This is a genomic window from Kitasatospora sp. NPDC127116 (assembly GCF_042677365.1).
GTDB lineage: Bacteria > Actinomycetota > Actinomycetes > Streptomycetales > Streptomycetaceae > Kitasatospora > Kitasatospora lactacystinica.
Genome location: NZ_JBHXTL010000086.1, coordinates 1 through 22,487, shown reverse-complemented (window position 1 = coordinate 22,487; position 22,487 = coordinate 1). Strand labels below are relative to the sequence as shown.

Annotated in this window: 21 protein-coding genes; 1 reads left to right on the top strand and 20 read right to left on the bottom strand. The window is 72.5% G+C overall.

Annotated features, from left to right (window positions below):
• The first annotated feature begins 86 nt into the window (after window positions 1-86).
• The gene (locus ACFVHV_RS29110) at window positions 87-656 is read left to right on the top strand and encodes a Uma2 family endonuclease (RefSeq protein WP_380354819.1); all 570 of its coding nucleotides are present in this window, start codon (window positions 87-89) and stop codon (window positions 654-656) included.
• A gap of 60 nt (window positions 657-716) precedes the next feature.
• Here ACFVHV_RS29110 and ACFVHV_RS29105 read toward each other — a convergent pair whose 3' ends face one another.
• The 20 genes from ACFVHV_RS29105 to ACFVHV_RS29010 form a co-directional block, all read right to left on the bottom strand.
• Window positions 717-2,174 (bottom strand): aldehyde dehydrogenase family protein, encoded by a 1,458-nt coding sequence (locus tag ACFVHV_RS29105; RefSeq protein WP_359910239.1) that lies wholly within the window; start codon window positions 2,172-2,174, stop codon window positions 717-719.
• Window positions 2,175-2,223: 49 nt separating this feature from the next.
• The gene (locus ACFVHV_RS29100; protein WP_359910170.1) at window positions 2,224-3,090 is read right to left on the bottom strand and encodes a helix-turn-helix transcriptional regulator; all 867 of its coding nucleotides are present in this window, start codon (window positions 3,088-3,090) and stop codon (window positions 2,224-2,226) included.
• A 370-nt stretch (window positions 3,091-3,460) separates the two neighbouring features.
• Entirely contained in the window at window positions 3,461-4,921 is a 1,461-nt protein-coding gene (locus tag ACFVHV_RS29095) for a glutamate synthase subunit beta (protein WP_359910173.1), read from the bottom strand.
• Window positions 4,914-9,515, bottom strand: coding sequence for a glutamate synthase large subunit (gene gltB / locus ACFVHV_RS29090; RefSeq protein WP_359910242.1), 4,602 nt, complete (start codon window positions 9,513-9,515; stop codon window positions 4,914-4,916). The genes ACFVHV_RS29095 and gltB overlap by 8 nt, the downstream gene beginning before the upstream one ends.
• 417 nt (window positions 9,516-9,932) lie before the next feature.
• Window positions 9,933-10,655, bottom strand: coding sequence for a VIT1/CCC1 transporter family protein (locus ACFVHV_RS29085; protein WP_359910245.1), 723 nt, complete (start codon window positions 10,653-10,655; stop codon window positions 9,933-9,935).
• A gap of 162 nt (window positions 10,656-10,817) precedes the next feature.
• On the bottom strand, window positions 10,818-11,846 hold the full coding sequence (lgt, locus tag ACFVHV_RS29080; RefSeq protein WP_359910176.1) for a prolipoprotein diacylglyceryl transferase: 1,029 nt from the start codon (window positions 11,844-11,846) through the stop codon (window positions 10,818-10,820).
• Window positions 11,847-11,965: 119 nt separating this feature from the next.
• A complete protein-coding gene (locus ACFVHV_RS29075; protein WP_359910179.1) occupies window positions 11,966-12,829 on the bottom strand; it encodes a thioredoxin domain-containing protein in 864 nt (287 codons plus the stop codon).
• An 80-nt stretch (window positions 12,830-12,909) separates the two neighbouring features.
• Window positions 12,910-13,419 carry a MauE/DoxX family redox-associated membrane protein gene (locus ACFVHV_RS29070; RefSeq protein ID WP_359910182.1) on the bottom strand — a complete coding sequence of 170 codons (510 nt, stop codon included), beginning with the start codon at window positions 13,417-13,419 and terminating at the stop codon, window positions 12,910-12,912.
• A gap of 128 nt (window positions 13,420-13,547) precedes the next feature.
• Complete coding sequence (locus ACFVHV_RS29065) at window positions 13,548-13,751, bottom strand: hypothetical protein (protein ID WP_359910185.1); 204 nt, start codon at window positions 13,749-13,751, stop codon at window positions 13,548-13,550.
• Window positions 13,752-13,981: 230 nt separating this feature from the next.
• Window positions 13,982-14,806: a tryptophan synthase subunit alpha gene (trpA, locus tag ACFVHV_RS29060; protein ID WP_359910188.1), complete on the bottom strand. Its 825-nt coding sequence runs from the start codon at window positions 14,804-14,806 to the stop codon at window positions 13,982-13,984.
• A gap of 2 nt (window positions 14,807-14,808) precedes the next feature.
• Window positions 14,809-16,071, bottom strand: coding sequence for a tryptophan synthase subunit beta (trpB, locus tag ACFVHV_RS29055; RefSeq protein WP_359910191.1), 1,263 nt, complete (start codon window positions 16,069-16,071; stop codon window positions 14,809-14,811).
• Window positions 16,072-16,139: 68 nt separating this feature from the next.
• On the bottom strand, window positions 16,140-16,289 hold the full coding sequence (gene trpM / locus ACFVHV_RS29050; RefSeq protein WP_188296911.1) for a tryptophan biosynthesis modulator TrpM: 150 nt from the start codon (window positions 16,287-16,289) through the stop codon (window positions 16,140-16,142).
• Between the two features lie 10 nt (window positions 16,290-16,299).
• Window positions 16,300-17,106 (bottom strand): indole-3-glycerol phosphate synthase TrpC, encoded by an 807-nt coding sequence (gene trpC, locus ACFVHV_RS29045; protein WP_359910194.1) that lies wholly within the window; start codon window positions 17,104-17,106, stop codon window positions 16,300-16,302.
• Between the two features lie 359 nt (window positions 17,107-17,465).
• Window positions 17,466-17,906 (bottom strand): DUF2752 domain-containing protein, encoded by a 441-nt coding sequence (locus tag ACFVHV_RS29040; RefSeq protein WP_359910197.1) that lies wholly within the window; start codon window positions 17,904-17,906, stop codon window positions 17,466-17,468.
• Window positions 17,907-18,008: 102 nt separating this feature from the next.
• On the bottom strand, window positions 18,009-18,272 hold the full coding sequence (locus ACFVHV_RS29035) for an HGxxPAAW family protein (protein WP_359910200.1): 264 nt from the start codon (window positions 18,270-18,272) through the stop codon (window positions 18,009-18,011).
• Window positions 18,273-18,408: 136 nt separating this feature from the next.
• Window positions 18,409-18,993, bottom strand: a complete 585-nt coding sequence (locus tag ACFVHV_RS29030) for a TIGR02234 family membrane protein (RefSeq protein ID WP_380354812.1) — start codon at window positions 18,991-18,993, stop codon at window positions 18,409-18,411.
• Between the two features lie 93 nt (window positions 18,994-19,086).
• Window positions 19,087-19,632, bottom strand: coding sequence for a Uma2 family endonuclease (locus ACFVHV_RS29025; RefSeq protein ID WP_380354809.1), 546 nt, complete (start codon window positions 19,630-19,632; stop codon window positions 19,087-19,089).
• A gap of 20 nt (window positions 19,633-19,652) precedes the next feature.
• Complete coding sequence (locus tag ACFVHV_RS29020) at window positions 19,653-21,176, bottom strand: anthranilate synthase component I (RefSeq protein WP_359910209.1); 1,524 nt, start codon at window positions 21,174-21,176, stop codon at window positions 19,653-19,655.
• Between the two features lie 38 nt (window positions 21,177-21,214).
• Window positions 21,215-21,586, bottom strand: coding sequence for a phosphoribosyl-AMP cyclohydrolase (gene hisI, locus ACFVHV_RS29015; protein WP_359910212.1), 372 nt, complete (start codon window positions 21,584-21,586; stop codon window positions 21,215-21,217).
• An 80-nt stretch (window positions 21,587-21,666) separates the two neighbouring features.
• Complete coding sequence (locus tag ACFVHV_RS29010) at window positions 21,667-22,236, bottom strand: hypothetical protein (protein ID WP_359910215.1); 570 nt, start codon at window positions 22,234-22,236, stop codon at window positions 21,667-21,669.
• Window positions 22,237-22,487: the final 251 nt, after the last annotated feature.

Genomic DNA, 22,487 nt, shown 5'->3' with positions numbered 1-22,487 from the left:
TTTTTTTAAAACCCCCCCCCCCCCGCGTCGCGCCCCCCCCCCCCCCGCCCCCGCCCCCCCGCCCTGCCCGGTGGAAGAATGGCGCCATGAGCGAGTCCCGGATCCCAGACCGCCACGCCCGGCTGCTGGCCTACGCGCAGAGTCTGACGCCTCCCAACGGGTGGAAGATCGAGATCTCCGGCGACGAGATCATCGTGATGGCCGGCCCCTCGGTGATCCACCAGCGCAACCTGCTGCTCATCCGCAGGCAGTTCGAGGCCCACGAACCCGCCGACCTGATGCCGAGCGAGAACACCGACCTCGCCTCCCCGAACGTCGGCAAGCTGCGCAACCCCGACCTGACCTACATCCCCCTCTCAGCACTGGAGGAGGCCGGCAACCAGGTCCCCGCCGAGCAGGCGGCCATCGCCGTGGAGATCGTCTCCCCGTCGAACCCGGAGAACGACCTGGTCGGCAAGGTCCGCGACTACCCGCTGATGGCCATCCCGCTGTACCTGGTGATCGATCCGCGCGAGGGCGACCTGACGCTCTACTCCGAGCCCTCAGGCAGCGGCTACCACCAGCGGTGGAACGGCAAGTTCGGTGACCGTGTGCCGCTGCCGGCCCCCTTCGGCTTCGAACTCGCCACCGACACCCTGCTCCGCTACCCCGCCTGAGACCACGGGCCTCCCGGCGGCTTCCGCCGGGAGGCCCTCCGTGTCTTCGGGAACCCCCGGTCAGAACGGGAAGACCGCGCGCTCGTGCTGGACGGAGATCCACTTCAGCGTGGTGAAGGCGTCCACCGTGGACTCGCCGTTGAGGCGGCCGACGCCGGAGTTCTTCTCGCCGCCGAAGGGCACGCCCGGCTCGTCGGCGATGGTGCCGCCGTTGACGTGGATCATGCCGGTCTCGATCCGCTGGGCGAGCTTCACGCCGCGCTCGACGTTCGCGGTGTGCACCGCGCCGCTGAGTCCGAACGGCGTGTTGTTGGCGAGCCGCACGGCCTCGTCCTCGCCGTCGAAGGGCACCAGCAGCACGACCGGGCCGAAGAGTTCGTTCCGCAGGATCGGCGCGTCCTCGGCGAGGCCGGTGAGCACGGTCGGCGCCATCAGGCTGCCGACCGTGGTGCCGCGCAGCAGCGCGGTGGCGCCGGCCGCGAGCGCCTGGTCGACCTGGGCGTCGAGGGCGCCGGCCTGGACGGGGTTGATCAGCGGGCCGATGTGGGTGGCCGGATCCCTCGGGTCGCCGACGGTGAGCGAGGCGACCTTGGCGACGAACTTCTCGGTGAACTCGGCCTCGACGCGGCGGTCCACCAGCACCCGGTTGGCGGCCATGCAGACCTGTCCCTGGTGGACGAAGCGGCTGAACACCGCGGCGTCCACGGCGTGGTCCACGTCGGCGTCGTCGAGCACGATCAGCGCGCTGTTGCCGCCGAGCTCCAGGACCGTCCGCTTGAAGTGCGCGGCGGCGACGGTGGCGACGTGCCGGCCGATCTTGTCGGAGCCGGTGAAGGAGATCACCTTGGGCACCGGGTGCTCCAGGAAGCTGTCGCCGATCTCGGCGATGTCGGTGATCACCACGTTCAGCAGGCCGGGCGGCAGCCCCGCGTCCTCGAAGAGCTTGGCGATCAGTCCGCCGCCGACGACCGGGGTCTCCTGGTGCGGCTTGAGGACGACGCCGTTGCCGAGCGCGAGGGCCGGGGCGACGGCCTTGAGCGCCAGGAACAGCGGGAAGTTGAAGGGGCTGATCACGCCGACGACGCCGACCGGCAGCCGGTAGAGCCGGTTCTCCCGGCCCGGGGCGGGCGAGGCCAGCAGCCGGCCCTCGGAGGCCACCGACAGGTGCAGGCACTCCCGCAGCACGTCCTTGACGAGCGACAGCTCGAAGCCCGCCTTCAGCGCGGTGCCGCCGAGTTCCGCCATGATCGCCGGGACGATCTCCGGCTCGCGCTCCTCCAGCAGCCGCAGCGCGCGCTCGAAGACCAGCCGCCGCTGGTACGGGTTGGCGGCGGCCCATGCCTTCTGGGCGCGCTCGGCGGCGCGGTAGGCCCGGTCGACCTCGGCGCCGGTGGCGACGGTGATGGTGGCGAGCTTGTCGCCGGTGTAGGGGTCGACGTCGACGATGTCCCAGGAGCCGCTGCCGCTGCACCACTCGCCGTCGATGTACTGCAGCGCCAACTCGGAGAAGTACGACATCTGTTCCCTCTCATGCACCGACCTGATGGGAAGTCATCGTACTGACGTATTACAACTCCTGGCGCATCGCGTACAGCAGGTTCCGGGTCGGTTCCGGGCTCAGGCTGTCCGCGACCAGGTCGTCCATCGCGTGCCGGTACTCGGCCACCTCCGCCGGCTTGTCGAGGTAGAGCGCGGTGGTGAACTGCTCCAGGTACACCACGTCCGCCAACTCGGCCTCGGCGAAGCCCAGGACGGTGAAGGCGCCGCTCTCCGCGCTCAGCCCGGCGTTGCCCAGCGGCAGCACCTGGAGCCGGACGTTGGGCAGCTCGCCGAGCTCCAGCAGCCGGTCCAGCTGGCCGCGCATCAGCTCCGGCCCGCCCCAGGGCCGGCGCAGCGCGGCCTCGTCCAGTACGGCGACCAGCTGCGGCGCCCGCTCGGCGGTCAGCACCGCCTGCCGCTTGAGCCGTACGTCGACCCTGCGCTCGATCTCCTCCGGCCCGTGGACGTGGCCGCCCGCGGTGACCACGGCCCGGGCGTAGTCGGCGGTCTGGAGCAGCCCGTGGACGAACTGGACCTCGTAGCTGCGGATCTCGGCCGCGGCCTCCTCCAGCCCCAGGTAGTTCTGGAACCAGCCGGGCAGCACGTCCCCGTACTCGTGCCACCAGGAGCTGACGTTGGCGTCGCGCAGCAGTCCGAGGACGGTGGCCCGCTCCTGATCGGCCTCGACCCCGTACAGGGTCAGCAGGTCGGCCACGTCGCGTTCCTTGAAGCCGACCCGGCCGAGCTCCATCCGGCTGATCTTGGACTCGGAGGCGCGGATCGAGTACCCGGCCTCCTCCCGACTGACGCCTCTGGCCTCGCGGAGCTTGCGCAGCTGGGTGCCGAGCAGCAGACGCCGTACGGTGGCGCCCCCGCCTGCCTGAGTCGTGCCCATCGAAGTCGTCCTCCGCACTCGCCCAGCCCCCCGGCCGTCGGCCGCAGTCTGCCACTTGGCACCGACGAACAACAGCCCACTGTGCGGGATCCCGCCGGACGGATCACGGCTCCGGACGTTTGTCCGGGAGTCGCCGCAGCCCGGGCGGTGTCCGGGTCGTCCCCGGCCCGGAGTTCCGGGCCCCGAGCTGCTGCTCCCGGCGCCGGACGGCCGTCGGGGAACGCGACGGCGCCCGCCCTCCAACTGGTCGGGGAAGAGGGCAGGCGCCAGGAGACCGCGTTGGCCCGGCGACGCTGGCGGGGGCAGCGGGTTGAGCTCCCGGCGATGCGGCGCCGGGCGTTCGGTGGAGGCCGGTCGGACCGTCCGTCCGTCAGACCACCAGGGGGCGGTCCGTGGGCCGGATCGGGGCGGGAAGCGGGGTCTTGCCGCCCAGGTACCTGTCCACCGCGGCGGCGGCCGAACGGCCTTCCGCGATGGCCCAGACGATCAGCGACTGGCCACGGCCGGCGTCTCCGCAGACGTACACGCCATCGACATTGGTGGCGAACCGGCCATCGCGGGCAATGTTACCGCGCGCGTCGAGGTCCGCTCCCAGCTGCTCGACCAGCCCGTTCCGCACGTCCGTCCCGGTGAAGCCCATGGCCAGGGTGACCAGCTGTGCCGGGACGGCCCGCTCGGTGCCGGGCACCGGCTCGAACCGGCCGTCCTTGAACTCCACCTCGACGAGGTGCAGTTCCTGGACGTTGCCGTCCTCGTCGCCGGTGAAGCGGGTGGTGTTGACGGAGTAGATCCGCTCGCCGCCCTCCTCGTGCGCGGAGGTGACCTTGTAGGTCATCGGCATGGTCGGCCACGGCTGGTGCCCGGGCCGCTCCTCGCCGGGCCGCGGCATGATCTCCAGCTGGGTGACGGAGGCCGCCCCCTGCCGGTGGGCGGTGCCGACGCAGTCCGCGCCGGTGTCGCCGCCGCCGATCACGACCACGTGCTTGCCCTTGGCGCTGATCGGGGACTCGACGAAGTCGCCCTCCTGCACCTTGTTGGCGAGCGGCAGGTACTCCATGGCCTGGTGGATGCCCTTGAGCTCGCGCCCGGGCACCGGCAGGTCGCGGGCGGTGGTGGCGCCGGCCGCGACGACCACGGCGTCGAAGCGCTCGCGCAGCTGCTGGCCGGTGATGTCCTCGCCGACGTGCACGCCGGTGCGGAACCGGGTGCCCTCCGCCCGCATCTGCTCGATGCGGCGGTTGATGTGGCGCTTCTCCATCTTGAACTCGGGGATGCCGTAGCGCAGCAGTCCGCCGATCCGGTCGGCCCGCTCGTACACCACGACGGTGTGCCCGGCCCGGGTGAGCTGCTGGGCGGCGGCGAGGCCGGCCGGGCCGGAGCCCACCACGGCGACGGTCTTGCCGGAGAGCCGCTCGGGCACCTGCGGGGTGACCCCGCCCCGGTCCCAGGCCTTGTCGATGATGGTGACCTCGACGTTCTTGATGGTCACCGCGTCCTGGTTGATGCCGAGGACGCACGCGGACTCGCACGGAGCCGGGCAGAGCCGGCCGGTGAACTCCGGGAAGTTGTTGGTGGCGTGCAGCCGCTCGATCGCGCCGACGAAGTCGTCCCGGTAGGCCAGGTCGTTCCACTCGGGGATGAGGTTCCCGAGCGGGCAGCCGTTGTGGCAGAACGGGATGCCGCAGTCCATGCAGCGGCCGGCCTGCTTGGTGATGATCGGCAGGAGGCTGCGCTCGACGTAGACCTCGTTCCAGTCCTTGAGGCGGACGTCGACCGGGCGGCGCTCGGCCAGCTGCTTGGGCGTGGTCAGGAAGCCCTTGGGGTCAGCCATTAGCCGCCTCCATCATCTTCGCGGTGGTCTCGGCCTCGGAGAGGCCATCGCGCTCAGCGGCGTCCTTGGCGGCGAGCACTGCCTTGTAGTCGGTCGGCATGATCTTGGAGAAGCGGGAGACCCCGCTGCCCCAGTCCGCCAGGAGTTCGGCGGCGACGGTGGAGCCGGTCTCCTCGTAGTGCTGCTGCACGGTGTCGCGCAGCCAGTCGCGGTCGGCGGCGGTGGGGGCCTCGATGCCCACCATGCCGTCGTTGACGTTGGCGGGGCGCAGGTCCAGGACGTACGCGATGCCGCCGGACATGCCCGCCGCGAGGTTGCGTCCGGTCTCGCCGAGGACGACGACCCGGCCGCCGGTCATGTACTCCAGGCCGTGGTCGCCCACGCCCTCGACCACCAGGGTGGCCCCGGAGTTGCGGACGGCGAAGCGCTCGCCGGCCTTGCCGCGCAGGTGGACGCGGCCCGAGGTGGCGCCGTAGCCGATGGTGTTGCCGGCGATGACGTGGTTCTGGGCGTCGTTGCCGATGGCCGCCGCCTCGCGGGCCGGGCGGACGACGACGACGCCGCCCGAGAGGCCCTTGCCGACGTAGTCGTTGGCGTCGCCCTCCAGGCGCAGGGTCACGCCGCGCGGCAGGAACGCGCCGAAGGACTGCCCGGCGGAGCCGGTGAAGGTGACGTCGATGGTCCCCTCCGGCAGGCCCTCGCCGCGGTACCGCTTGGTCACCTCGTGGCCGAGCATGGTGCCGACGGTGCGGTTGACGTTGCGGATCGGCAGCTGGATGCGGACGGCGTCGCCGCGCTCCAGCGCGTCCTCGGCGAGCGTGATCAGCTGGTTGTCCAGGGCCTTGTCGAGCGCGTGGTCCTGGGTGGTGGTGCGGTGCCGGGCGGCCCCTTCGGGCAGCGCGGGCACGTGGAACAGCGGGGCGAGGTCCAGCCCGGCGGCCTTCCAGTGGTCGATCGCGGCCCGGGCGTCGATGTGCTCGGCGTGGCCGACGGCCTCCTCGATCGAGCGCAGGCCCAGCGAGGCCAGGATCTCCCGGACCTCCTCGGCGATGAACTCGAAGAAGTTGACCACGAATTCGGGCTTGCCGGAGAACCGCTCGCGCAGCACCGGGTTCTGGGTGGCGACGCCGACCGGGCAGGTGTCCAGGTGGCAGACGCGCATCATGATGCAGCCGGAGACCACCAGCGGGGCGGTCGCGAAGCCGAACTCCTCGGCGCCGAGCAGCGCGGCGATCACCACGTCGCGGCCGGTCTTCAGCTGGCCGTCGGTCTGGACGACGATGCGCTCGCGCAGCCCGTTGAGCAGCAGCGTCTGCTGGGTCTCGGCGAGTCCGAGCTCCCAGGGCCCGCCGGCGTGCTTCAGCGAGGTGAGCGGCGAGGCGCCCGTCCCGCCGTCGTGCCCGGACACCAGCACGACGTCCGCGTGCGCCTTGGACACGCCCGCGGCGACCGTCCCGACGCCGACCTCGGAGACCAGCTTCACGTGGATGCGGGCCGCCGGGTTGGCGTTCTTGAGGTCGTGGATCAGCTGTGCCAGGTCCTCGATCGAGTAGATGTCGTGGTGCGGCGGCGGCGAGATCAAGCCGACGCCCGGGGTGGAGTGCCGGGTCCTGGCGACCCAGGGGTACACCTTGTGGCCGGGCAGCTGGCCGCCCTCGCCGGGCTTGGCGCCCTGGGCCATCTTGATCTGGATGTCGTCGGCGTTGACCAGGTACTCGGAGGTGACGCCGAACCGGCCGGAGGCGACCTGCTTGATCGCCGAGCGGCGCTCCGGGTCGTACAGCCGGTCCGGGTCCTCGCCGCCCTCGCCGGTGTTGGACTTGCCGCCGAGGCGGTTCATCGCGATGGCCAGGGTCTCGTGCGCCTCGCGCGAGATCGAGCCGTACGACATGGCGCCGGTGGAGAAGCGCTTGACGATCTCGGAGACCGGCTCGACCTCCTCGACCGGGATCGGCTCCCGGCCGAGGCCGTCCAGCTGGAACAGGCCGCGCAGCGTCATGAGCCGCTCGGACTGCTCGTTCACCCGGTCCGTGTACTGCTTGAAGATGTCGTAGCGGCGGTTGCGGGTGGCGTGCTGGAGCCGGAAGACGGTGTCCGGGTCGAACAGGTGCGGCTCGCCCTCGCGGCGCCACTGGTACTCGCCGCCGATCTCCAGGGCGCGGTGCGCGGCCGGGATGCCGGAGGCCGGGTACGCCTTGGCGTGCCGGGCGGCCGTCTCGCGGGCGATCTCCTCCAGGCCGATGCCGCCGAGCTTGGTGGTGGTGCCGGCGAAGTAGCCGTCGACCAGGTCGTGGGAGAGGCCGATGGCCTCGAAGACCTGGGCGCCGCGGTAGGAGGCCACGGTCGAGATGCCCATCTTGGACATGACCTTGAGCACGCCCTTGCCGAGCGCCTTGATCAGGTTCCGGATGGCCTTCTCGGGCTCGACGCCCGCGATGAACACGCCCTGGGCGACCAGGTCCTCGACCGACTCCATCGCCAGGTACGGGTTGACCGCCCCGGCGCCGTAGCCGATCAGCAGCGCGACGTGGTGCACCTCGCGGACGTCGCCCGCCTCGACCAGCAGCGACACCCGGGTGCGCTGCTTGGTGCGGATCAGGTGGTGGTGGACGGCCGAGGTGAGCAGCAGCGAGGGGATCGGCGCGTGCTCGGCGTCGGAGTGCCGGTCGGAGAGCACGATGATCCGGGCGCCGTCGGCGATCGCCGCGTCGGCCTCGGCGGCGATCTCGGCGAGCCGGGAGGCCAGGCCCTGGCCGCCGGTGGCGACCTTGTAGAGGCCGGAGAGCGTGACGGCCTTGAGGCCGGGCTGGTCGCCGTCGGCGTTGATGTGGACGAGCTTGGCCAGCTCGTCGTTGTCGATCACCGGGAAGGTGATGCCGACCGAGCGGCAGGCGGCGGCCTCGGCGGCCAGCAGGTTGCCCTCGGGGCCGAGGTTGGACAGCAGCGAGGTGACGAGCTCCTCGCGGATGGCGTCCAGCGGCGGGTTGGTGACCTGCGCGAAGAGCTGCACGAAGTAGTCGAACAGCAGCCGGGGCTTCTCGCTCAGTGCGGCGATCGGCGAGTCGGTGCCCATCGAGCCGAGCGCCTCGGCGCCGGTGCGGGCCATCGGCGCGAGGACGACCCGCAGCTCCTCCTCGGTGTAGCCGAAGGTCTGCTGGCGGCGGGTGACGGAGGCGTGGGTGTGGGCGATGTGCTCGCGCTCGGGCAGCTTGGCGAGCTGGATCTGCCCGCCGTCGACCCACTCCTCGTAGGGGTGCTCGGCGGCGAGGGCGGACTTGACCTCCTCGTCCGGGACGATCCGGCCCTCTGCGGTGTCCACCAGGAACATCCGGCCGGGCTGGAGGCGGCCCTTCCTGGTGACCTTCTCCTGGTCGATGTCGAGCACGCCGACCTCGGAGGAGAGGACGACCAGGCCGTCCTCGGTGATCCAGTACCGGGCCGGGCGCAGGCCGTTGCGGTCGAGCACGGCGCCGATCTGGTTGCCGTCGGTGAAGGTGACGCAGGCCGGGCCGTCCCAGGGCTCCATCAGGTTGGAGTGGTACTGGTAGAAGGCGCGGCGGGCGGGGCTCATGGTGGCGTGGTTCTCCCACGCCTCCGGGATCATCATCAGCACCGAGTGCGGCAGCGAGCGGCCGCCGAGGTGGAGCAGCTCCAGGACCTCGTCGAAGGAGGCCGAGTCGGAGTGGTCCGGGGTGCAGATCGGGAAGATCCGCTCCAGGCCCTGCCCGTTGCTGTTGGCGGGGATGAGGTCGGTGGCGAGCTGCGATTCCCGGGCGTGCATCCAGTTGCGGTTGCCCTTGACCGTGTTGATCTCGCCGTTGTGGGCGACGAAGCGGTACGGGTGGGCGAGCGGCCAGCTCGGGAAGGTGTTGGTGGAGAACCGCGAGTGCACCAGGCCGATCGCGGACGCGTAGCTGCGGTCCGACAGGTCGGGGAAGAAGGGCTCCAGCTGGCCGGTGGTCAGCATGCCCTTGTAGACGATGGTGCGCGCGGACAGCGACGGGAAGTACACCCCGGCCTCGCGCTCGGCGCGCTTGCGGACCACGAAGGCGATCCGGTCCAGCTCGATGCCGGCCCGGTCGGCGCCTGCCAGGAAGACCTGCCGGAAGCGCGGCATCGCGCTGCGGGCGGCGGCGCCGAGCAGGTCGGGGGTGACCGGGACGTCGCGCCAGCCGAGGACGGTCAGGCCCTCCTCGGCGGCGATGCCCTCGATCCGGGCGACGGCCGCGGCGTCCTTCTCGTCGTCCTCCGGCAGGAAGGCGATGCCGACGGCGTAGGAGCCGGCCGCCGGGAGCTCGAAGGAGACCTTCCCGCGCAGGAAGGCGTCGGGGATCTGGGTCAGGATGCCCGCGCCGTCGCCGGAGTCGGGGTCGGCGCCGGTGGCGCCGCGGTGCTCCAGGTTGCGCAGGACGTTCAGCGCCTGCTCGACGATGGTGTGGTCGGCGATGCCGGTCAGCGTGGCGACGAAACCGACGCCACAGGCGTCGTGCTCGTTCCGCGGGTCGTACAGGCCCTGAGCAGCAGGTCGCGCATCCGGCACGAGCGCGTACGGCTGGCGGGCGGCGCCGGCCTGGGGCTCGTTGGCGGAGTGCATGGATGCAGACAGCATCGGCTCTCCCGTCGTCGTCTTTCGGCAAGTTGGTGCAAGTAGGGACGACGTTGGCCCTGATGCGATGGTGCGGTGTCGTGCAAGTTACATGATGCCCATGATCCCGAGAAGCGGAATATCCCGTCCACATGGCGGGACGACACGCAGGTCAGGGGGCGTGGGGGAGGACGCGCCACAGTGCACGTCCTGACGATTGTGCCCAACCGTCCACCGCCCGAAACAGGGGCGAAACCGGATCGCCACAGAAGCCGATCATGGGCGCCTGCGATTCCATCCCGGGAGCCCGTCCGCGGATGCGAATCCGCGGCTCGGGGGCCCGAATGGTGAGACAGTGCCAGGCGTCGCCGGGCGCCCATGTGTGAAACGTCACGCACTGCTCAGCATAGTCATGCACGACTCCGGTCAGCCCACATGGCCGCCGATCAGCCACCCGAGCAGGTAGGTCACCCCGGCCGCCGCACCGCCCAGCACCAGCTGCCGCAGCCCGCTGAACCACCAGCTGCGCGCCGTCACCCGGGCCACCACCGCGCCGCACAGGAACAGCCCGGCCCCGGCCAGCAGCATCGCGGGCAGCAGCGCGGTCGCCCCCAGCAGGTACGGCAGCAGCGGCAGCAGCGCGCCGAGCGCGAAGCACAGGAACGACGAGCCGGCCGCCACCAGCGGCGAGGGCAGGTCGGTCGGGTCGACGCCCAGCTCCTCGCGGGCGTGCACCTCCAGGGCCAGCTCCGGGTCGGCGGACAGCTGCCGGGCCACCTCGTGCGCCAGCTCCGGGTCCACCCCGCGCGACACGTACAGCTGGGCCAGCTCGGCCAGCTCCCCGTGCGGATTGCGGCTCAGCTCCAGCCGCTCGACCTCGATCTCGGCCTGCACCAGCTCCCGCTGCGAGGCCACCGAGGTGTACTCCCCCGCCGCCATCGAGCAGGCGCCGGCCGCCAGGCCCGCCAGCCCGGTCAGGATCACCGTCCCGTTGGACGCCGCGCCGCCGACCACGCCGGTCATCAGCGCGAAGTTGGACACCAGCCCGTCCACCGCGCCGAACACGGCCGGCCGCAGCCAGCCCCCGTTGACGTCCCGGTGGTGGTCGGCCGCGGGTATCCGGGGCTGGTGTCCGGCGTCGGCCTCCATGGTGATCGTGCTCATCGTCGTTCCCCTCCGTCGTGGTTCGTCAGCCCTGAACGTAGCCCGCCTGACCTGGGCATTTCCAGCAAAGTAAGGCTGTCCGAACACCACTGAGGCCACCCTTCGCAAACCTCGCGAAGGGTGGCCTCGGCCGGGGGAAGCCCCAGGTCAGATGGGGTTCTTGACGTCCTCGCCGACCGTCTCGGCGGCCGCCCCGCCAGCCACGGGCCCGGCCGGCTCGCGCAGCACCGGCTTCCCGTCGGCCTTCTCCGGGGCCTTCCCGTCGGCCTTCTCCTCGGCCTTCTTCCCGCTCTTCTCGCTCGTGCCGCTCTTCTCGCCGGACCCGGCGTCCTCCGCCTCCAGGTGCGCGGCCGGATCGATGCTCGCCGGGTCCTCCCGCCCGGGCCGCGTCCTGCCCACGATCACGAAGTACGCCACCGCGGCGACGAACACCCCGATGGACACCCAGTCGTTCAGCCGCAGGCCGAAGTAGACGTGCGCCTCGTCGATCCGCAGCCACTCGGTCCAGAACCGGCCCACCGTGTACGCGGCCACGTACAGCGCGAACGCCCGGCCGTGGCCCAGCGTGAACCGGCGGTCCGCCCAGATCACCAGCACCGCGACGCCGACGCACCACAGCGACTCGTACAGGAAGGTCGGGTGGTAGACGCCCTTCACGACCTCGCCGTTGGCCAGCGTCTTGTCGATCTCCAGGCCCCACGGCAGGGTGGTCGACCGGCCGTACAGCTCCTGGTTGAAGTAGTTGCCCCAGCGGCCCAGCGCCTGCGCGAGCGCGATGCCCGGTGCGATGGCGTCGGCGTACGCGGGCAGCGGCACGCCCCGGCGGCGGGCACCGATCCAGGCGCCGACCGCGCCCAGCGCGACGGCGCCCCAGATGCCGAGGCCGCCCTCCCAGATCTTGAGGGCGTCCCAGGGGTTCTTCCCCTCGGCGAAGTACAGCCGGCCACCGTCGGTGATCACGTGGTAGAGGCGGCCGCCGACCAGGCCGAACGGCACGGCCCACACGGCGATGTCGCCGACGGTGTGCTTGGCACCGCCCCGGGCGACCCAGCGCTTGCTGCCGAGCCAGACGGCAACGACGACACCGAGGATGATGCAGAAGGCGTAGGCGCGCAGCGGGATCGGTCCCAGGTACAGGACGCCCCGCGACGGGCTGGGAATGTAGGCGATATCCATGGCAGTTCCGACGCTACAGGGTCCGACGGCCCGTTCGGGGCCCCTTGTGGTCACAGAAGCCGAACAACGGGCGGCGCCGCCCCCTCCGGACGGGGAGGGAGCGGCGCGGCGGAGCGGGCTCAGCCGGCCGCCGGCGACGGGTTGTTGGCCTCCGAAGCGGTGCTGGTCGGCGCCGGGGTCTGCCCGTGCGAACCCGCCGTACCCGGCTGCTTGCCCTGGTTCGCGGCGTCCACCCAGGCCACCAGGTTGGCCGGGGTGATCTCCTCGCTGCCGTTCTTCGGGTAGATCGGCTGGCCGTTGAGCAGCACCGTCGGGGTGGACTTGAAGCTGGACTTGTCGAAGTCCTGCTGCACCGCGGACACCCACCCGCCGAACTTGTTGTCGTTGACGCAGGACTGGAACTCGGGCGTGTCCAGGCCGTTGACCTGCTTGGCCAGGCTGAGCAGCACGGCCTTGTCGCCGAAGGCGTCGTTGGTCTCGTCCGGCTGGTTGCGGTACAGCACGTCGTGGAAGTCCCGGAAGTGCCCGGCGTCCTGGGCGCAGCCCAGGGCGTTGGCGGCGGTCTTGGAGCCCTTGCCCCCCACGGCCCGGTCGATGAACGACACGATGTGGTAGTTCGTGTAGATCTTCCCGGCGTCCTCCAGCTGGTCGATGGTGGACGAGAACTCGCGCTCGAAGGTGCCGCAGGCGGGGCAGCGCGGGTCCTCGTAGACCGTGAGGACGGAGGGCGCGTTGCCCGCGCCGACCGGGATGACCAGGTTCTTGTCGCCGATCGTCCCGGCCGGGACGGCGGTCGGCGTCTCCGGCTTGGAGCGCTGGTTCTGCACCACGACGCCGACGATCACCGCGGCGGCGATCACCGCGAGCACGGAACCGCCCACGATCAGCTTCTTCTTGCGCCGGGAGGAGACCTCCTCGGCCGCCCGCTGTTCCAGCATCCGCTCGCGGGCGGTGCGCTTGCCTTCTCGGTTCTTCTCGCTCATTGCCTTGACATCCACGGTCGGGGGCCTTCGTCGGGTGCAGGGGTGTGGGGGTCAGCTCGCCGGTGCGGGGGTGCGGGGGGTCAGTTCGCCAGCCAGGCGTCCACCGACAGCCGGGTGCGGGGCCGCCACAGCAGCCACCCGGCCAGCAGCAGGAACCCGGTGTCGCGCAGGATCTCCTGGAGGTACTCGGTCCGGGACTCGTCGACGTGCCCGCCGCCGCCGAAGCAGCCGCAGTCGATCGAGATGCCGCGCGCCCAGGCGGAGGCGATCCCGGCGATGAAGACCAGCAGCAGCACCGCGGAGACCCCGGCCACCAGCCGGACGCCGAGGCCCACCACCAGCAGCACGGCCAGGGCCAGCTCCAGGAACGGCAGGCCGTAGCCGATCGGCTTGACCAGGCCCTCGGGCAGGATCTCGTAGGCCCGGACGGCCTGGGCGGCCTCCGCCGGGTCGGAGACCTTCGCCAGGCCGGCCCATCCCCAGACCACCGCGAGGCCGAGCCGCACGACCGTGCCGAGCCACTCGCTCCAGGCCGGCACCGGTCTCGGCGCCCGCGGCGTGGGCGCGGAGCCACCGGGCTGCGCGGTCATCAGGGAACCCCCCTCGGGAAACTCGTTCACTCCCTGATGAACCGCAAGGAATGAAGGGGGGTTCCTCCGCATTCAGGAATGAAGCCGGATGGGTGACGTTCTGTCCGAATGGACCGAACGCCTGCGCGTCAGCGGCACCCCGCCGGCCACCCCGCTTCGAACAGATCGGGATGCCGGGCCGCCTCCGCGCACGCCACCGCCTCCCGCTCCGCGCGCTCGGCCCCGCGCCTGGCCAGCGCGTGCCCCACTTCCACGTGCACCCCGACCGCGGCGCCGAGCGCCAGCACGGCTGCCGCCGCCCGCAGCAGAACGGCCCGCTGGAGACCCCGCACCGGCTCACCCCTTTCCGCTCGTCACCGCAACCGTTCGTGCACTCCTCCCTCCACTCAACGTCCGTCAACCCCGGCTGATGCGTGTCCCCACCCCTTGTTCACCCGTTCGGGTCCGCAGCCCGGTCGGAGCGCGGGGTGGAGCCGCGCGCCCGTGCCCACGCCCCGCGAAAAGCCGACGGCCCTCCACTCCCCGAGGAGTGGAGGGCCGTCGGCCGGATGTTCCTACCGCGTCAGCTCCTGCGGACGCCCTGCCGCAGCTCTCCGGCGAGGGCCCGCACCGCGTCCAGCGCCGCCGCCTCGTCCTCGCCCGCGGCCAGGATCCGCTTCACGAACGCCGACCCGACGATCACGCCGTCCGCGAACCGGGCGACCTCGGCCGCCTGCACCGCGTCCGACACCCCGAGCCCGACGCAGACCGGCAGGTCCGTCGTCGCCCGGGTCCGGGCGACCAGGTCCTCGGCCATCGACCCGACGGCCGACCGCGTCCCGGTCACGCCCATCACCGCGGCCGCGTACACGAACCCGCTCCCGGCCGCCGTGACCTCCGCCAGCCGCGCGTCCTTGCTGCTGGGGGCGACCACGAACACGGTGTCCAGCCCGTGCTCGTCCGCCGCCTTGCGCCACTCCTCGGACTCCTCCACCGGCAGGTCCGGCAGGATGCACCCGGCGCCGCCGGCGGCCGCCAGGTCCGCCGCGAACCGCGCCACGCCGTAGCGGTCGACCGGGTTCCAGTACGTCATCACGAGCACCGCGGCCTCGGGGTGCGCCGAGGCGACCTCCTGGACGGTCCGCAGCACGTCCTTGATCCGCACGCCGCCCCGCAGCGCGATGTCGTCGGCGGTCTGGATGACCGCGCCGTCCAGCACCGGGTCGGAGTGCGGCAGCCCGACCTCGACCACGTCGCAGCCGCCCTCGATGAGCGCGTTGACCGCCCGGATGCCGCCGTCCACGGTCGGGAACCCGGCTGGCAGGTACCCGATCAGCGCGGCCCGGTCCTCGGCCCTGGCCGCCGCCAGGACACCGCTCAGCTTGCCGGCGCTCAGCTTGGAAGTCATGATCACTTACCCCCCTCGGCGGCGCCGTCGCCCGCGCCGCCGGCCTGCTCGTCGTACAGGCCGAAGTACTCGGCCGCGGTGTGCATGTCCTTGTCCCCGCGCCCCGACAGCGAGACCAGGATGGTCGCGTCCGGCCCGAGCTCGCGCCCCAGCTCCAGCGCCCCGGCGAGCGCGTGGGCGCTCTCGATGGCCGGGATGATCCCCTCGGTGCGGGACAGCAGCCGCAGCGCCTGCATCGCGGCGTCGTCCGTGACCGGCCGGTACTCCGCCCGCCCGGTGTCCTTCAGCCAGGCGTGCTCCGGCCCGACCCCCGGGTAGTCCAGCCCCGCCGAGATCGAGTGCGACTCGACGGTCTGCCCGTCCTCGTCCTGGAGGACGTACGTACGGGAGCCGTGCAGCACCCCCGGGTCGCCCTTGGTGAGGGTGGCCGCGTGCCGGGGCGTCTCGGCACCCTCGCCCGCCGCCTCGCAGCCGATCAGGCGCACCCCGGCGTCCGGGATGAACTCGTGGAAGATCCCCATCGCGTTGGAGCCGCCGCCGACGCAGGCCACGACCGCGTCCGGCAGCCGGCCGGTCCGGTCGAGCACCTGCTGCCGCGCCTCGACGCCGATGATCCGGTGGAAGTCCCGGACCATCATCGGGAACGGGTGCGGCCCGGCGACGGTGCCGAACAGGTAGTGGGTGGAGTCGACGTTGGCGACCCAGTCCCGGAACGCCTCGTTGATGGCGTCCTTGAGCGTGCGGCTGCCGGACTTGACGGCCACCACCTCGGCGCCGAGCATCCGCATCCGGGCGACGTTGAGCGCCTGGCGCTCGGTGTCGACCTCGCCCATGTAGATGGTGCAGTCGAAGCCGAACAGGGCGCAGGCGGTCGCGGTGGCCACGCCGTGCTGGCCGGCACCGGTCTCGGCGATGATCCGGGTCTTGCCCATCCGCCTGGTGAGCAGCGCCTGGCCCAGCACATTGTTGATCTTGTGCGAGCCGGTGTGGTTGAGGTCCTCGCGCTTGAGCAGGACGCGCGCGCCGCCCGCCTCGGCGGAGAAGCGGTGCACGTCGGTCAGCGGGCTCGGGCGCCCGGTGTAGTCCTTGAGCAGCGCGTCGAGCTCGGCGGCGAAGGCCGGGTCGGCCTTGGCCTTCTCGTACTCCTCGGCGACCTGCTCGACCGCGGCGACCAGCGCCTCGGGGATGAAGCGGCCGCCGTACGCGCCGAAGTAGCCGCGCGCGTCCGGCACCTGGGCGCCGGGCAGGTAGTCCTTTTCGGACATGGTGGTTTCCCTTGAACGGAGATGGACGACGATGACGTCTTCCCGGCCGGAGGTCGGCCGGACCGGATTCAGCCGGACGTCACGCGCCATCGCCGCCCCGGCACCTGCCCGGGCTCGCACCCGATGACGTACCGCACCCGACGCCCCAGCACCCGGCGTGCGGGTGCGCGGCAGCCGCGCGGGCGGCAACCGGGGGCGAGTCGGGCGGCGATCTTCATGGGATGGGTGTCAGTCCTTGTGCCGGACGGCGGGGTGGGCCCCGGCGGCGACCAGGTCGGCGACCGCGGCCCGCGGGTCCTTGCCGGTCACCAGGGTTTCGCCGACGAGTACCGCGTCGGCGCCGAGGTTGGCGTAGTTGATCACGTCCAGCGGGCCGCGCACGCCGGACTCGGCGATCTTGACGATACCGTCCGGGATGGCGTGGGCGACGTTCTCGAAGGTGTTGCGGTCCACTTCGAGCGTCTTGAGGTTGCGGGCGTTGACGCCGATGATCCGGGCGCCGGCGTCCACCGCGCGCTTGATCTCCTCCTCGTCGTGCACCTCGACCAGCGGGGTGAGGCCGATCGACTCGGCGCGCTCGATCAGCGACACCAGGGCCGGCTGGTCGAGGGCCGCGACGATCAGCAGCGCGAGGTCGGCGCCGTGCGCACGGGCCTCCCACAGCTGGTAGGCGGTGACGATGAAGTCCTTGCGCAGCAGCGGGGTCTCCACCGCGGCGCGGACGGCGTCCAGGTCGGCCAGCGACCCGCCGAAGCGGCGCTGCTCGGTCAGCACGCTGATCGCGGCGGCACCGCCGGCCGCGTAGTCGACCGCCAGGGCGGCCGGATCGGCGATCGAGGCCAGGGCGCCCTTGGACGGGCTGGAGCGCTTCACCTCGCAGATCACCCGGACCCCGTCGCCCCTGAGGGCGGCGACGCCGTCCTTGGCCTCCGGTGCCCTGGCGGCGAGCTCCTTGAGCTCGTCCAGGGAGACCCGGGCCTGTCGCTCGGCGAGGTCCTCGCGGACCCCTTCGATGATCGAGTCGAGCACACTCACTCAGGAGCCCCCATCTTTTCTGCCAGTTGGTCGGCGCGAGTCGGCGGGCGACGGCCCACCGGCACTTCGATGGTATCGGCACCCGGGGGCGGGGGGCGCATCGGTTCGAACCACGTCTTGCGGACCGGACACCCGCAACGGCGGTCCCCAGCTGCGGCTTCACCGGCCCCACACCGGTTTTCGGACGGACTTCGCACCGGTTCAGGACGCTCTTCCGGCCGGAACCGACCGGTGGCCGGGAAGCGGGGGCCGATGGCCGGGAACGGCGGTTGACGGCGGTTGACGGCCGGGAACGGCGGTTCACGGCCCGGAACGGGCGGTTCACGGCCCGGCCCGGCAGAACGGCCCGACGGGCTCGATCACACCAGCGGCGGTGCCAGCCCGGCGCCGACCGGCGAGTTCCGCACCACGGTGAACACCAGCACCAGCAGCGCGATCAGCACCCATCGCCGGGCCCCGACGGTGGTCCTGGGCGGCGGCCCGCCGGTCAGCGCGGCCCAGCCCCAGCGCAGCCAGAGCACCGCCAGAACCCCGAACAGCAGGACGGCGACGGCGTTGTCGTGCAGGGCGCCGGTGAGGTCCCCGTGGGTCAGCGCGTGGACGCAGCGCAGCCCCCCGCAGCCGGGGCACCACCAGCCGGTGGCGGTCAGGAACGGGCAGTCGGGGTAGTGCCCGGGGGTGTTCGGGTCCACCACGGCGACGTAGGCGGTGGGGACGGCCACCGCCGCCAGCGCGGTCAGCGGCGGGCTCAGCCGGCGCAGCACGGGCGGCGGGGCGGAAGCGGTGGGGGCGGAGGTCACGCCCCGATTCTGCCCGGGTCGGGCCCGGACACGACGAAACGGCGGGCGTGGCGCGCCCGCCGTTCCGATGTACGACAAACGTGTGGTGCGACGAACCCGTCGTCAGGCGGCGACGGCGGCGCGGGCCTCGCGGGCCGCGACCTGCTCCTCGGCCGACTTGTAGACGTTGGTGCTGGCCTGCTGGCCCATGCCCGCGATGGACATGGCCTTGCCGACCACGCCGCCGGCCAGGACGACCGCCAGGCCGACCCAGACGAGCAGCACCGACGGCAGGATCATCGCGACGCCCGCAATGCCGAAGCCGACGAAGGAGATGACGACGCCGGTCCAGGCGGCGGGGGTGTGGCCGTGTGCTGCTGCTGCCATCTGAGTGGTGCTCCTTGGCTCTCGGGGCCCGGCCGGGCCTGCGGGGCCGCCGGCGGGTTGACGGGTTCCATTGTGCCGGGCCACACACCGGTGGCCCAAAGCGGGTGGCGGGTCTATCGCGTCACATGCGCGCAGCTCACACCGCGGTCGGGTCCTCGCCCCGGTCCAGGGCCTTCCACAGGTCCCCCGGCGTGTCGGTCTTCGCCGGGGCCTTGCGGGTCGGCGCCTCGTAGCGGCTGCCCATCGCGGGCCAGCCCCGGCCGTAGCGCAGGGTGAGCAGTCCGGCCAGGACGAGCAGCAGCCCGCCCACCAGCGCGACCCAGGGCCAGGCGGTGTGCGAGACCTCGGTGGCCGCCGAGCCGGTCAGGGCCAGCTTGCGGGCGGCCTCGGTGTCCAGCGCGGCGGTGTCGCCCGCACCGGCCACCGAGGCGGCGGCCACGCCCAGCCCGGCCAGCAGCGTCAGCGCGCCGACCGCCAGCCGTCCGACGCCGCGCACCGCGAACACCGCGACGGCCGCGGCGAGGCCCACCAGGGCCAGCCCGCCGGGCAGTTCGGAGATCTTTCCGCCGCTGACGGACACGTCCAGGGTGCCGGCCCGGCCCTCGGCCCAGGTCCGCCCGACCGCGGTCAGCACCAGCACGGCGCTCAGCACGGTCAGCAGCAGCATCACGCCGAGGGTGCGGCGGCCGGGCTTGGCGGGGGCGGGGGTCTGCTCAGTCACCCGTCCACTATCCCCCGGCCGACGCCCCGGTCCGTACCCGGGGTGGGGAACGGAGCGGGTCACGGGGCGGGACCGGGGCGGGACCGGGGTGGGTCACGGCGTCGCGGACGGCGTGGGGAAGTCGTCCGTCCGCAGCACCACCGTCCGGCCGCCGAGCGGCAGGAACAGGTCGTTGCCGAACGGCACCCGCTCCGCCTCCCGGTACATGCCCTCGGGGGACGGCGCGGTGTGCACGGTGCAGACCGCCGCCACCGGATCGACCACCACGTACAGCGGCACGCCGCTGCGCGCGTACGCCCTCGCCGCCTCCGCCAGGCCGGGCCGGGCCACCTCCAGCACCGCCTCGACCCCGGCCGCGGCGAACCGGCCACGACCGCCCCGCACCGCGTCCCGGGCGAGCACGGCCAGGTCCGGGGCGAGCACCGTGCCGGGTTCGGGTACGGAACCCGACCCGGGAGCGGGAGCGGAACCCGACCCCGGAGCGGGTGCGGGTGCGGGAGCGGGTGCGCCGGGTGCCCCCGGGAAGTCGACCGCCACCCCGGAGAGCACCCGGCCGTGGCCCGCCGGCTGCTCGCCGAGCTGTCCGGCGGCGCCGAGCACGACCGCCCAGCGCAGCTCGTCGTACGGCACCTCGGGCATCCCGGCCGCCTCCTCGCACCTCAGGACAGTTCCGGCCTCCGCAGCGTATTGGCGGTGGCGACGGCGCGCAGCACGGCGGCCGCCTTGTTCCGGCACTCGGTGTCCTCGCCGTACGGGTCGGAGTCGGCGACCACGCCCGCGCCGGCCTGCACGTACGCGGTGCCGCCGCGCAGCACGGCGGTGCGGATCGCGATCGCGGTGTCCGAGTCCCCGGCGAAGTCCAGGTAGCCGACGCAGCCGCCGTACAGGCCGCGGCGGGTGGGCTCCAGCTCCTCGATGATCCGCATCGCCCGGGGCTTGGGCGCGCCGGAGAGGGTGCCGGCCGGGAAGCAGGCGGTCAGCACGTCGAAGGCGGTGCGCCCCGGGGCGACCTTGCCGGTCACCGTCGAGACGATGTGCATCACGTGGCTGTAGCGCTCGATGTGCATGAAGTCGACCACCTCGACGCTGCCCGGCTCGCAGACCCGGCCGAGGTCGTTGCGGCCCAGGTCCACCAGCATCAGGTGCTCGGCCCGCTCCTTGGGGTCGGCGAGCAGTTCGGCGGCCAGCTCCGCGTCCTCGTGCGGGGTGGCGCCGCGGTGCCGGGTGCCGGCGATCGGGTGCAGCATCGCCTCGCCGTCGCTGACCTTGACCAGCGCCTCCGGGCTGGAGCCGACCACGTCGAAGCCGCCCTCGGTCCCGCCGTCCGGGCCGGGGAAGCGGAACAGGTACATGTACGGGCTGGGGTTGGTGGTGCGCAGCACGCGGTAGACGTCCAGCGCGGAGGCCGGGCAGGGTGCCTCGAAGCGCTGCGAGGGCACCACCTGGAAGGCCTCGCCGGCCCGGATCCGCTCCTTGATCTCCTCCACCGCGGCCCGGTACGGCTCGCCGCCGAACGGCGAGTGCACCTCGCCGGGGCCGGCCGGGGTGAAGGTGGCCAGGCCCGGGTCGACCGGCTTGAACAGCTCGGCCTCCATCGCGTCCAGCCGGGCCACCGCGTCCGCCCAGGCCTCGTCCACGCCGCTGGCCAGGTCGTTGTGGTTGACGGCGTTGGCGATCAGCAGCACCGTGCCGTCGACGTGGTCGAGCACCGCGAGGTCGGTGGCGAGCAGCATGGTCAGCTCGGGCAGGCCCAGGTCGTCCGGGTTGAGGTCGGGCAGCTTCTCCAGCCGGCGGACGATGTCGTAGCCGAGATAGCCGACCAGGCCGCCGGTGAGCGGCGGCAGGCCGTCGTCCGGCCGGCGCGGGGTGTGCAGGGCCTGCAGGGTGGCGCGCAGCACCTCCAGCGGGTCGCCGGCGGTGGGGATGCCGACCGGCGGGCTGCCGAGCCAGCGCGCCCCGCCGTCCGGGCCGACGGTGAGCGCGGCGGCGCTGCGCACCCCCACGAAGGAGTAGCGCGACCAGCTGCGGCCCTGCTCGGCGGACTCCAGCAGGAAGGTGCCGGGGCGTTCCTCGGCGAGGCTGCGGTAGAGGCCGATCGGGGTGAGGCCGTCCGCGAGGAGCCTGCGGGTGACCGGGATGACCCGGGTGTCGACGGCGAGCTTGCGGAAGGCTTCGAGATCCATGACGGGCGGCACCTTCTGGAGTTGTGGACGGGGTGGGGTCAGGACAGCGGGAGCACGTCGGCGTCGAAGCAGGTGCGGTCGCCGGTGTGGCAGGCCGCACCGGTCTGGTCGACCTTCACCAGCAGGGTGTCGCCGTCGCAGTCCAGGGCCACCGACTTGACCGCCTGGACGTGGCCCGAGGTGTCGCCCTTCACCCAGTACTCGCGGCGGCTGCGGCTCCAGTAGGTGCAGCGGCCCGTGGTGAGGGTGCGGTGCAGCGCCTCGTCGTCCATCCAGCCGAGCATCAGCACCTCGCCGGTGTCGTACTGCTGGGCGATGGCCGGGACCAGCCCGTCCTCGGAGCGCTTGAGCCGCGCGGCGATCTCGGGTGCGAGGGCGGTGCTGCCGGGGGCGGCGGGTGTGGTGGACATGAGCACCATTGTGTCAGCCCGCCCCGGCTGCCCTGCGGGGCGGCGCTCCCCGCGCCGGAGCGCCGCCGGCAACGGGGCCGTTACGGGTGCAACTGCCCGGTGAGCTTGGGGCCGCCCTGCTTGTTGCTCGCGGTCAGGGTGCAGGTGTAGTCGCGCCAGCCCTGCTGGTAGTTGGCGGTCGCCGGGCCGAACTGGCGGCCGTAGTAGGTTTTCCCGTCGCCCTGCCGGGCCTTGGCGGCGGCTTCGGCCTCCTTGCAGCCGTCCCGCATGGCGAGCGCGAGCGGAATGTCGCCGGTGATGCCGTCCGCGAGCTTGAGGTCGGCGATCACCTCGCCGTCGTGGTCGCCGGCGCAGGGGCGTTCCTCGGGCTTGGTGATCACCGGGCTCAGCTGCGGGTGGTCGAAGCAGGCGCCGACCGGGAAGAACGCGTACGGCGGCTGCGGCGTGGGCGTAGGGGTGGGTGTCGGTGTCTGGGTGGCCGTGGGAGTCGGCGTGGGCGGCGGCGGCGCGGCGGCCGGCTTCTTGTCGTCCGGCCACAGCACCGCGGTGGCCACCACCGCGAGCAGGACGACCAGCACGGCGGCGACGGTGAGGACCAGGCCGCGGGACGGGCGGGGCCCGCCTGCGGACGGCGACTGCTCGGAGGTCATGGCCACGAGGATGGCCCACCCGTCCCCTCCCCGGCAGGCAGTTCGCCGAACTCCCCTCATCCGGGCTGCCATCCACACCTGCAGCGATGCCGTGGGACACTCCCTCAGGAGAACAAAAGCTATTCAGATGGACGGGATTCCGGTGTGGGCTCTCGGCATGCCGAGAGCCCACACCGCCGTCAACCCAGCCAAGTGTAGAGGGTAATTCTAGGACCATCGCCCAGGTATCTGTTAAATGACCCCGGAGTGGT

Bases quoted from the DNA above. Each gene is read 5' to 3' on its own strand.
- ACFVHV_RS29010 (WP_359910215.1), bottom strand. From the start codon at position 22,236: ATGACCTCCGAGCAGTCGCCGTCCGCAGGCGGGCCCCGCCCGTCCCGC.
- ACFVHV_RS29110 (WP_380354819.1), top strand. From the start codon at position 87: ATGAGCGAGTCCCGGATCCCAGACCGCCACGCCCGGCTGCTGGCCTAC.
- ACFVHV_RS29100 (WP_359910170.1), bottom strand. From the start codon at position 3,090: ATGGGCACGACTCAGGCAGGCGGGGGCGCCACCGTACGGCGTCTGCTG.
- ACFVHV_RS29075 (WP_359910179.1), bottom strand. From the start codon at position 12,829: ATGAGCGAGAAGAACCGAGAAGGCAAGCGCACCGCCCGCGAGCGGATG.
- trpM (WP_188296911.1), bottom strand. From the start codon at position 16,289: ATGAAGATCGCCGCCCGACTCGCCCCCGGTTGCCGCCCGCGCGGCTGC.
- ACFVHV_RS29105 (WP_359910239.1), bottom strand. From the start codon at position 2,174: ATGTCGTACTTCTCCGAGTTGGCGCTGCAGTACATCGACGGCGAGTGG.
- gltB (WP_359910242.1), bottom strand. From the start codon at position 9,515: ATGCACTCCGCCAACGAGCCCCAGGCCGGCGCCGCCCGCCAGCCGTAC.
- lgt (WP_359910176.1), bottom strand. From the start codon at position 11,846: ATGGATATCGCCTACATTCCCAGCCCGTCGCGGGGCGTCCTGTACCTG.
- ACFVHV_RS29085 (WP_359910245.1), bottom strand. From the start codon at position 10,655: ATGGAGGCCGACGCCGGACACCAGCCCCGGATACCCGCGGCCGACCAC.
- hisI (WP_359910212.1), bottom strand. From the start codon at position 21,586: ATGTCCACCACACCCGCCGCCCCCGGCAGCACCGCCCTCGCACCCGAG.
- ACFVHV_RS29035 (WP_359910200.1), bottom strand. From the start codon at position 18,272: ATGGCAGCAGCAGCACACGGCCACACCCCCGCCGCCTGGACCGGCGTC.
- trpA (WP_359910188.1), bottom strand. From the start codon at position 14,806: ATGACTTCCAAGCTGAGCGCCGGCAAGCTGAGCGGTGTCCTGGCGGCG.
- trpB (WP_359910191.1), bottom strand. From the start codon at position 16,071: ATGTCCGAAAAGGACTACCTGCCCGGCGCCCAGGTGCCGGACGCGCGC.
- ACFVHV_RS29070 (WP_359910182.1), bottom strand. From the start codon at position 13,419: ATGACCGCGCAGCCCGGTGGCTCCGCGCCCACGCCGCGGGCGCCGAGA.
- ACFVHV_RS29095 (WP_359910173.1), bottom strand. From the start codon at position 4,921: ATGGCTGACCCCAAGGGCTTCCTGACCACGCCCAAGCAGCTGGCCGAG.
- ACFVHV_RS29020 (WP_359910209.1), bottom strand. From the start codon at position 21,176: ATGGATCTCGAAGCCTTCCGCAAGCTCGCCGTCGACACCCGGGTCATC.
- ACFVHV_RS29025 (WP_380354809.1), bottom strand. From the start codon at position 19,632: ATGCCCGAGGTGCCGTACGACGAGCTGCGCTGGGCGGTCGTGCTCGGC.